At 44.0% G+C, this 8,473-nt stretch carries 13 protein-coding genes and 1 pseudogene; 7 read left to right on the top strand and 7 right to left on the bottom strand.

Annotated elements, in window-relative coordinates; all coding sequences use genetic code 11:
* Nucleotides 1-200: pseudogene (locus BM283_RS05660) on the bottom strand (IS1595 family transposase); the annotation flags it as partial.
* A 62-nt stretch (nt 201-262) separates the two neighbouring features.
* Between BM283_RS05660 and BM283_RS05655 the strand changes: the two are divergent.
* On the top strand, nt 263-451 hold the full coding sequence (locus tag BM283_RS05655; RefSeq protein WP_139225205.1) for a hypothetical protein: 189 nt from the start codon (nt 263-265) through the stop codon (nt 449-451).
* 202 nt (nt 452-653) lie between these two features.
* Here the strand turns inward: BM283_RS05655 and BM283_RS05650 are convergent, their stop codons facing one another.
* The 3 genes from BM283_RS05650 to BM283_RS05635 all read right to left on the bottom strand — a co-directional run bounded on the left by BM283_RS05650 (nt 654) and on the right by BM283_RS05635 (nt 2,215).
* Nucleotides 654-917 (bottom strand): hypothetical protein, encoded by a 264-nt coding sequence (locus tag BM283_RS05650; protein ID WP_090690650.1) that lies wholly within the window; start codon nt 915-917, stop codon nt 654-656.
* An 81-nt stretch (nt 918-998) separates the two neighbouring features.
* Nucleotides 999-1,202 carry a hypothetical protein gene (locus BM283_RS17980; protein WP_139225204.1) on the bottom strand — a complete coding sequence of 68 codons (204 nt, stop codon included), beginning with the start codon at nt 1,200-1,202 and terminating at the stop codon, nt 999-1,001.
* A 488-nt stretch (nt 1,203-1,690) separates the two neighbouring features.
* On the bottom strand, nt 1,691-2,215 hold the full coding sequence (locus BM283_RS05635; RefSeq protein WP_254776203.1) for a L,D-transpeptidase: 525 nt from the start codon (nt 2,213-2,215) through the stop codon (nt 1,691-1,693).
* A 169-nt stretch (nt 2,216-2,384) separates the two neighbouring features.
* Between BM283_RS05635 and BM283_RS05630 the strand changes: the two genes are divergently transcribed.
* The 3 genes from BM283_RS05630 to hypE are packed head-to-tail and all read left to right on the top strand — an operon-like array spanning nt 2,385 to nt 4,824.
* Nucleotides 2,385-2,624: a HypC/HybG/HupF family hydrogenase formation chaperone gene (locus BM283_RS05630; protein ID WP_090690634.1), complete on the top strand. Its 240-nt coding sequence runs from the start codon at nt 2,385-2,387 to the stop codon at nt 2,622-2,624.
* A 5-nt stretch (nt 2,625-2,629) separates the two neighbouring features.
* The gene (hypD, locus tag BM283_RS05625; RefSeq protein WP_090690630.1) at nt 2,630-3,757 is read left to right on the top strand and encodes a hydrogenase formation protein HypD; all 1,128 of its coding nucleotides are present in this window, start codon (nt 2,630-2,632) and stop codon (nt 3,755-3,757) included.
* Nucleotides 3,757-4,824, top strand: a complete 1,068-nt coding sequence (gene hypE, locus BM283_RS05620; RefSeq protein WP_090690627.1) for a hydrogenase expression/formation protein HypE — start codon at nt 3,757-3,759, stop codon at nt 4,822-4,824. The genes hypD and hypE overlap by 1 nt, the downstream gene beginning before the upstream one ends.
* A 96-nt stretch (nt 4,825-4,920) precedes the next feature.
* Here the strand turns inward: hypE and BM283_RS05615 are convergent, their stop codons facing one another.
* Nucleotides 4,921-5,124: a cold-shock protein gene (locus BM283_RS05615; RefSeq protein WP_046850109.1), complete on the bottom strand. Its 204-nt coding sequence runs from the start codon at nt 5,122-5,124 to the stop codon at nt 4,921-4,923.
* Between the two features lie 539 nt (nt 5,125-5,663).
* Here BM283_RS05615 and BM283_RS05610 point away from each other — a divergent pair.
* Nucleotides 5,664-6,359: a phospholipase D family protein gene (locus BM283_RS05610; RefSeq protein ID WP_090690624.1), complete on the top strand. Its 696-nt coding sequence runs from the start codon at nt 5,664-5,666 to the stop codon at nt 6,357-6,359.
* A gap of 181 nt (nt 6,360-6,540) precedes the next feature.
* On the opposite strand, the gene BM283_RS18705 is transcribed toward BM283_RS05610, so the two are convergent.
* Nucleotides 6,541-6,705, bottom strand: a complete 165-nt coding sequence (locus tag BM283_RS18705; RefSeq protein ID WP_175492042.1) for a hypothetical protein — start codon at nt 6,703-6,705, stop codon at nt 6,541-6,543.
* Between the two features lie 246 nt (nt 6,706-6,951).
* Between BM283_RS18705 and BM283_RS05600 the strand changes: the two genes are divergently transcribed.
* Both BM283_RS05600 and BM283_RS05595 read left to right on the top strand, forming a co-directional pair.
* On the top strand, nt 6,952-7,323 hold the full coding sequence (locus BM283_RS05600; RefSeq protein WP_090690619.1) for a calcium-binding protein: 372 nt from the start codon (nt 6,952-6,954) through the stop codon (nt 7,321-7,323).
* Nucleotides 7,324-7,345: 22 nt separating this feature from the next.
* A complete protein-coding gene (locus tag BM283_RS05595; protein ID WP_090690616.1) occupies nt 7,346-7,561 on the top strand; it encodes a hypothetical protein in 216 nt (71 codons plus the stop codon).
* A gap of 479 nt (nt 7,562-8,040) precedes the next feature.
* On the opposite strand, the gene BM283_RS05590 is transcribed toward BM283_RS05595, so the two are convergent.
* Complete coding sequence (locus tag BM283_RS05590; RefSeq protein ID WP_046850114.1) at nt 8,041-8,244, bottom strand: cold-shock protein; 204 nt, start codon at nt 8,242-8,244, stop codon at nt 8,041-8,043.
* Between the last annotated feature and the right edge of the window lie 229 nt (nt 8,245-8,473).

The following is an 8,473-nucleotide window of genomic DNA, read 5'->3' as shown; positions in this document are numbered from 1 at the left end:
TGCAGAGGCGATTCAAGCTCACAACAACAGGCAATTCGCTGCCGTATTTTAAGGTAAATGCTATTAACGGATCGAATCGAGATACCGGTCAATTTTGCTGTGCTCGTAGCAGTGAAATCCAGAGAAAAGCACCGAATAAGTTGGCTAAATTTCGCTTCTCTAATTCGAGAACGAAAGTAGTATCTATTTTTACCATTCATCTCAGTAAGTTAACACACCTTAATAAGTGCTTAACTTCCTAAGACCCTTAAATTATAAAGGATTGTTTACAGAAGCAATCGCAACACTTAAAAGTGGATTAGATGAGGAACCGACATCTCCGTATGCTCATGATAGGTTGGCAAAAGCTTTAAAAAGCCAAGAAGAAGAGGAAGAAAAATTTCGTAAATTTTGTAAAGAAGGACGCATCTTGATCAGAAATCCAAAAAAGAAGAAGGAAAAGAAGGGGTAACTTTGTTCGATTGAGATTAATTTTTATATTAATTATTCCCATCGTTTTTGCCTAAAATCATTTTCGCAAGAAATATTAAAGGCACTACTAAAATATCGGTGATTTTTTGCTATTTAATGCTGACCAAAATGTTGACCAAGCTATGCAAAAACATGACTAAATATGCCTAAACACGGTCAACCTAAATAATATAACCTATTGATTAATAAATGTTATTATCCAGTACAAGCAAGTGATCTTCTTGCAACATTTGTTCATTTTTTAGCTGCTCCATCTTGCGCGGTCGCTCGGTCAACTGCTTTAGATCATCCATGAGGGGATGTACAATCTCCTCTAATTCCTTTTTCCAGTTGAATGGGGCTTTTTCTTCCGGTTTCTCGGCTAATGTTGCAAGACCTTGCCGTCCGGTGACCGTTTCTTCAAAAGAGTTCTTCAAATCAATTAAACGTTGATCGAGTGATTGCAATTGTTTTTGGGTCTGTTGTTTGTCCGCTGCATTGGAAGTGTCTTTTAATTGCTCGTTGAGAGCAGTGCGCTCATTTTCAGTTTACTTGATAGTGGTCAGCAGTTCATACAGTGATTCATCTGACGGGGATGACTCAGTAGATTGGGTTGTGGCTGGTGCCGCCAGCTTAGTTGCTGGTACTGGTTGTGCACAAATACCCGATGAGAGGAGAACGAGAAAGAAAAAAGGGACTACTAAAGGCGTTATTAAAGGGGTTAGCAAAGGGACTGGCTTGAGCAAGGCCATGACAATACTCCTCCTCTACCTCTTCTATCAAATAGATGCGAAGGTGAACCTAGACAGTACAAATAATATGGTAAGGTCGAACTGAAGAAAATAAGATTTGATACTGGGCACTATAGAGTGAGACTTAAAATAACTATAAATTCATCATTGCAACACCACTCTCACTCCTCGGATCAAGCTGAACATTAATAAGAAGGAGCTCGCTTCTTCAAAAGGCCTTTCTGAAGCTGATGAACTTGATTTGCAGAGAGAATGAAGAAGCCTGGCAGTCCCCATATTATGATCATGCGCTTAAAACCAGCAGGGATAAAACTATGAGTCACAGAATGTATAAAGGGCGCCTCTAAAAACTCATATTTGCGAGCATCCGCTTTCTTCGCGAATTGCTTACTTACCCCGTCCTTATCTAGGAATCTGAATTTTTGGAAGCGCCCTAAAAATAATTCAATACTCATCGATATATTTTTTTAATCAAGCCCGCTGGATGGTTACCAAATTTCGACAGTTACCCCGGGTTTGAGCCATTTGCTGAGTTGATCAATCTGCGTATTGGTAAGTGCAATACAGCCATTAGTCCAGTTGTATAGCCCATGGACCTGTTGATCTGCTCGTCCGAGCCCGTGAATACCTAAATGACCACCCAGCGGCGTATTTTGAGGAGGCGTTCTTCCTGCCTCGATGGCATAGATAATGGATTGCCATGTTTCTTTAGTAATTCGATTCTCCGCCAGCGCAAGATCAGCGGCTTCTCGATTCGGGAAATCCAGACCAAAGAAACGGTAGTAGCGGCTGGGTTCTTTTATCCGATCGATCTTGAAACTACCGAGCGGTGTTCTGTTATCACCCATCATTCTGGCTTTGCTGGCACCAAAGCGTCCGATGGCGATATCTTTGAAAACCGCTTCTAGTATCATTCCTTTCATGACTGATAAGGTGGAAGTTTTGGTATCGACAATTATCCAGACATGATTATGTGCGCTGGATAGGTTGGAAATGAACAGGCAAAAAATCAATACAAGTAATCGGCTATACATTTTAAAAAATAAAAAATAGTAAAGTAATTTTTCTGGTCTGGTTAATAGTGCTGAATCACGTTATTATGGTTCTTTCGGAGGTGGTTTAGCAATAATCCAGGTAATTGTCCTGTTTAAATGCAGTATTGTCTGATGATTTAAATTCATTATGTGCCTCGCCATTCCTGCTTGTGTAGAAGAAATTGTCGCGGAAGATTGCGCAATCGTCAATTTAAGTGGAGTACGCCGAGAAGTTTCGCTGGCGCTGGTGGAGGATGTCAAACTTGGCGATTATGTTATCGTGCATGTCGGTTTCGCATTACAGAAAATAGACCCGAGTGAAGCAGAACATACTTTAGCACTGTTTGCTGAAATACAAGCACAAAATGATCCATGTTCCGCTGAGTAATCAATATGAAATACATAGATGAATTCCGTGACGGTGTATTAGCAAAAAAAATTGCTGCTCGAATTGTGCGTGAAGTGGATCCTCGGCGGCACTACCATCTGATGGAATTTTGCGGCGGTCATACGCATGCCATTTCACGCTATGGCATACCCGATCTGTTGCCGAGCAACGTGCGTATGATCCATGGGCCTGGCTGTCCGGTTTGCGTTTTGCCCGTTGGACGCATTGAAAATGCCATTCAATTAGCGCAGCAAGCGGAGGTGATTTTATGCAGTTATGGCGATATGCTGCGTGTCCCGACTCATCGGGGCATGAGTTTGCTGAAAATCAAAGCACAAGGGGCCGATATACGGATGATCTATTCCAGTACGGATGCGATCAAGATTGCCCAGCAAAATCCACAGCGGCAGGTTGTTTTTCTTGCCATCGGTTTTGAGACCACCACGCCACCCAGCGCGATCGCGATCAAGCATGCACAAGCATTGGATTTGACCAATTTCAGCGTATTTTGTAATCATGTGCTGACGCCTTCCGCCATTTCTCACATCCTGCAGTCTCCGGAAGTGCGCCAGCTCGGCTGGGTGCCGCTGGATGGTTTTATCGGACCGGCTCATGTTTCGACTGTCATAGGCAGCCGGCCTTATGAGTATTTCGCAGAAGAGTTTCAGAAACCTGTTGTGATTGCGGGCTTTGAACCGCTCGATGTCATGCAGGCGATTCTCATGCTGATCCGGCAGATCAACGAAGAACGGGCGGAAGTGGAAAATGAGTTTACCCGTGCTGTAACGTATCAAGGTAATCTCAAGGCGCAGCATCTGGTCGCAGAAGTATTTGAGCTGCGGCGAGCGTTTGAATGGCGCGGCCTCGGTTCGGTGCCTTACAGCGCACTGCGCATCAAGGCAGCTTTTAGTGATTTTGATGCAGAAAAGCGCTTTCAGATACCCGCCCTCTCCATCGCTGATAATAAAGCATGCGAGTGTGGCGCCGTTCTGCGCGGCATCAAGCATCCCAAGGATTGCAAAATTTTTGGTTCTGTCTGTACGCCTGACAATCCGATTGGTTCCTGCATGGTTTCGTCGGAAGGGGCCTGTGCAGCATATTACAGTTATGGCCGTTTTCGACAGACGGCATGATGTCAACTGGAAAACCGGTTAAAGTGAGCAAAACGGCTTATATCCGCCCGCTTGATTTCAAAAACGGTCGAGTGGAGATGGCGCATGGCGGGGGCGGGCGCATGATGATGCAATTGATCGATACTTTGTTCCTCACTGCTTTTGATAACGACATGCTGCGCCAGATGAATGACCAGGCCTGTTTTGCAGTACCAGCGGGGCGCATGGTGATGTCGACTGATAGCCATGTGGTTTCACCTCTGTTTTTCCCGGGTGGCGATATCGGCAGCTTGTCGGTGCATGGCACACTCAATGATGTTGCGATGTCTGGTGCCAGGCCGCTCTATTTATCTGCCAGCTTTATCCTGGAAGAAGGCTTCCCGCTGGCTGATCTCAAGCGCATTGTTGAATCGATGGCAAAAGCGGCGCAACAAGCAGGTGTTTCCATTATTACGGGCGATACCAAAGTAGTGGAACAAGGCAAAGGGGATGGAATATTCATCACCACGACCGGGGTAGGGGTTGTGCCAGAGGGTCTTCAAATTTCAGCCGAGCGGGCGCAGCCCGGCGACAAGATTCTGGTGTCCGGTACGCTCGGTGATCATGGTATCGCTATTCTGTCACTGCGTGAAAATCTTACTTTTCATACCACCATCCAGTCCGATACTGCTGCCTTGCATGAGCTGGTAGCTTGTATGACCGAAGCTGTTCCTACGATTCATGTGCTGCGCGACCCAACACGTGGTGGACTCGCGACTACACTGAATGAGATTGCACGCCAATCTGGCGTGGGCATGATGGTGAATGAAAATAAACTTCCCATTCGTGAACAAGTCAGAGCTGCCTGCGAATTTTTGGGATTTGATCCACTTTATATTGCCAATGAAGGTAAATTAGTTGCTATCTGCCCCCCTGAAGCGGCAGAGGCATTACTGCAAACGATGCAAGCGCATCCTCTGGGGAGTGAGGCAGCAATTATTGGTGAAGTGATCGAAGATTCCCATCATTTCGTGCAGATGGAAACAAGTTTTGGCGGCCAGCGGGTGGTTGACTGGTTAAGTGGAGAACAGTTGCCGCGTATTTGTTAAATAACGCTCGTGATGATTACTGACTGCTTGATTTGATTCTGCCAGACAAAAAAATACCCCGGTTAACCGGGGTATCTGGCTTATTTGTGCTCGAACTTATTGAGGCACAATATTTGATGCCTGCTTACCTTTGGGGCCGGTCGTGACATCGAAGGTCACACGCTGTGCCTCGCGTAATGACTTGAAGCCATTAGCATTGATTGCAGAAAAGTGTGCAAATAAATCTTCTCCACCGTTGTCTGGAGTAATAAAACCAAACCCTTTAGCGTCGTTAAACCATTTTACAGTACCTGTTGCCATGTTCTATTTCCTTAATAATAAATTTATGATTACGGTTATCCGTATGTAGCCATCGAATGTCAAGGAAAAAGGGTCAACTATTAGTACCACATTTAACAACTTGAATCCAAAAGACGTTAGTAGGATACGCTTTTTTAAGTAAAGTTCAAGTATTTATTCAAGATCAAGAGCAAAAGCTAGCAAAAGGATCAGGTCGCGAATCAAGAAAAAACAAGCCTTATACTATAAGGCTAAGTTAAGAGACGAGATGACGACCACTCCGTTTTCTTTTAACTGTGAGTAAGTCAGAAACAATTCAATTTTCCTTTCTTCCATCGTATCAAAATGTTGCTTAGCTTATTCATCTATCATATTTATGGATCTAACAAAGTTTGTTATTATGATGAAAGCTAAATCAATACAATTCTATAAAAATAAGGAGATAGCATGCGACTTGTCGTGTTAGATATCGTTTTTGACATAATATATTTATATTGCGTCATTCTGGAGGCCTAATTTAGTTTCCCCCTTTTTTAGTATTCATCAATCTCGGAACCGTGATGGCAAAATTCTTAAACACAAGCGCCACGAATTACTTCCTCGAAGAACTCATTAAGAATGCCAGGGATCGCCTGATTCTTATTAGCCCTTTTCTCCGGCTAAATGATCGGATCAAAGAACTCCTGGAAGACAAAAACCGTTTGAAGATTGATGTTCGTATCGTCTACGGCAAGAGCGAGCTTCAACCCGGTGAAATCAGTTGGCTTACCGCACTTTCCTATCTCCGCACAAGTTTTTGCAAGAATCTCCACGCCAAGTGCTACCTCAATGAGGAACTGTGCATTATTACCAGCCTAAACCTCTACGAGTTCAGCCAAGTAAACAACAACGAAATGGGTGTGCTCATCCGGCGTAGTGAAGATCCTGATCTATACAAAGAAGCTTACGAAGAAGCTCAGCGCATCATTCGCATCAGCGACGAAATCCGTATCTCTGTTGAAACGGTCGAAAAGGAAGTGGAAATCATCGCAGAGAATGAAGAGCCATCCTGCGACAAATTAACTTCGTCCAAGCTGGCACAGAAGCTCGGGGTTAAAACCAATGAATTTATAGAGCAACTAGTCAAATCAGGTTATCTCGAAGCCCGAGATGGGAAGAACTACATCACCACGAAAGGAAAAGATGCAGGTGGTGAATTTCGGATGAGTCCAAAACATGGACCATACTTCCTCTGGCCCGAGGCCGTCCGTCCATGAAGGCAACCCATCATTCCACCGAATCTGCACGAAAAGACGCGCGGGTTGGGTATTTTGAACGTTCGACATCATGAAGCTTCAAACCGTCCATTACGCTGAGCTAAATGCGAGGCAGCAAGAGTCATACAACTTCCAGAGGGTGTCGGGGGTGCTTGCTGACTACGGGTTCACAACCATTCGGCTAACAGATGATTGGCAGGGTGCAGATTTCATCGTGCAACACATCGACGGTGAACAGCTCTCGAAAGTCCAGCTCAAGGGTAGGTATACGCTTGCTAAAAAATACATGAACAAAGATTTGTATATCTGCTTTCAAGATCGTGGTGTTTGGTATCTTACTCCGCATGACGAACTTCTGGCGTGGGCGCAGCAGAACATGAATATAATAAACACAGGGTCGTGGAGAACAGTAGGCTTGTACTCGCTTCCAAGTCTGTCAGCAGCATTGAAGTGATATCTTGAATCCTATTGAATCGGCGCCGCCCAATCAAGCGCTCCAGCCGATGTCCCTTTGACCCCTTCGTCGCTCCAAGTCAGCGGCTGAGTTTGGGCGGTGGGCGCACCCTTCTGAGCCAAAGTAGAGATTTTTAAAATGAAAGAAATTGAACGAGATGAAGAGCGTGAACGCCGAATAGAGGATGAAGTGATTGTGGATGCCTATGGACCAGAAGAGCAGGCGCTAGGATGGTATTACTACTTGGAAGGTAAAATTACCTTCCCATTTTCAGCCTGTTGTATCGAAGCAAGGCTTATTTTTCCCTTCAAAAAAGGTGAAAAGGTTTCGGTAATTAAAATGGCTCCTGAAGATGATTGTATGCACGAAATGTTTGTTATCGTGGAATGGCAAAGTCGAAGTTTTGGTGTTCCACTCGCACAGTTAGAGCCAGTTGATATTGATGGGCGTACTGAGGAAGCCATTACCGATTGGCATTACTGGGTAAAACATGGTTATCAACTCAGTTGAGACAAAATAAAGGTACTTTCAAATGACTTCGTTTGCAGGCTCCTACCCAACAATTACCCGCTGGATCGAAGAACAAGGCTGGATAGAGATTGGAAGAGATGAATATAGCAGTTCGTTGGTACGGGCGCTTGATCCAGGTGGCATGGCCTGGGAAAGTGATTCAAATATTGATTCAATTGACGATGCATTGCGAGAGCTAGAGAAAGAATTGAAGGATTGGTTCAGGAAAAATGGGTAAATTTTGGAGCCTGTAAGTGCGCCTAATATAGCGTGTACTGGATGGCTGGGACTCTATACGCGTGTTTGGGGTTTATTCTAGAGCTAACTGTGTTTCCATTCCCAAACTTTTTCTTTCCGACTGCCAATACCGCAGGCCGTTGGGCGGCAAGAAGAGTTAATAAAAGTCTGAGGAATGGGGATGGTAATTTGACTTGGAGCATACAAGTACAGTTACATATCTTGTATTACTGATCGGTAAAGCCTGTCAACCAACCTTGTGGCAGAGGCGTGGTGCGCGAGTGTGGTAAACCTATGCATCAAAATCTTTGCACAAGGCAAGCTTGTGCGCAATAAAATAAATTATTTTACTGACTAAAATGACATCTGGCCTCTAGTGCATGAGTACTCGGGATAAAGGAATAAAGCTTGATAGGAATTTCCACGACAAAAAACCTCGGTTAGGCTAAACCGGGGTTTTTTATCAGGCTGGGTTCATACTTATTGAGGCACAATATTGGTAGCCTGCTTACCTTTAGGACCCATCGTTACTTCGAAAGTCACGCGTTGAGCTTCGCGTAATGTTTTAAAACCTTTGCTATTGATTGCAGAGAAGTGGGCAAATAAATCTTCTCCACCATTATCGGGGGTAATAAAACCAAAACCTTTAGAATCATTGAACCATTTTACAATACCAGTTGCCATATTGTTTCTCCTTCCTAATGAATTTATGCATATGGTAATTTATTTATGACTATCCAATATCAAGGTAAAAGAGTCAACCAGAGGCATCACTTTTTTGATAACTTGAATTCAATAGACGAAAGTATGAGATATATTTCATTGTAAAGTTCCAGATATCTTCATGTTTCCATACGCATAACGAATGTAGGCTCTTGCAATAAATGGCTGTGAAAGTTTGATTACCTAAAAT

Source organism: Nitrosomonas sp. Nm34 (genome assembly GCF_900113925.1).
In the GTDB taxonomy this organism is placed as follows: domain Bacteria; phylum Pseudomonadota; class Gammaproteobacteria; order Burkholderiales; family Nitrosomonadaceae; genus Nitrosomonas.
This window is presented reverse-complemented; position numbering and strand designations above follow the sequence as displayed.

What these genes read in the sequence shown, in the direction of transcription:
- BM283_RS17980 (WP_139225204.1), bottom strand. Translation starts at nt 1,202, where the DNA reads ATGGCCTTGCTCAAGCCAGTCCCTTTGCTAACCCCTTTAATAACGCCT.
- BM283_RS05630 (WP_090690634.1), top strand. Translation starts at nt 2,385, where the DNA reads ATGTGCCTCGCCATTCCTGCTTGTGTAGAAGAAATTGTCGCGGAAGAT.
- hypD (WP_090690630.1), top strand. Translation starts at nt 2,630, where the DNA reads ATGAAATACATAGATGAATTCCGTGACGGTGTATTAGCAAAAAAAATT.
- hypE (WP_090690627.1), top strand. Translation starts at nt 3,757, where the DNA reads ATGTCAACTGGAAAACCGGTTAAAGTGAGCAAAACGGCTTATATCCGC.
- BM283_RS05615 (WP_046850109.1), bottom strand. Translation starts at nt 5,124, where the DNA reads ATGGCAACAGGTACTGTAAAATGGTTTAACGACGCTAAAGGGTTTGGT.
- BM283_RS05610 (WP_090690624.1), top strand. Translation starts at nt 5,664, where the DNA reads ATGGCAAAATTCTTAAACACAAGCGCCACGAATTACTTCCTCGAAGAA.
- BM283_RS18705 (WP_175492042.1), bottom strand. Translation starts at nt 6,705, where the DNA reads ATGCGGAGTAAGATACCAAACACCACGATCTTGAAAGCAGATATACAA.
- BM283_RS05600 (WP_090690619.1), top strand. Translation starts at nt 6,952, where the DNA reads ATGAAAGAAATTGAACGAGATGAAGAGCGTGAACGCCGAATAGAGGAT.
- BM283_RS05595 (WP_090690616.1), top strand. Translation starts at nt 7,346, where the DNA reads ATGACTTCGTTTGCAGGCTCCTACCCAACAATTACCCGCTGGATCGAA.
- BM283_RS05590 (WP_046850114.1), bottom strand. Translation starts at nt 8,244, where the DNA reads ATGGCAACTGGTATTGTAAAATGGTTCAATGATTCTAAAGGTTTTGGT.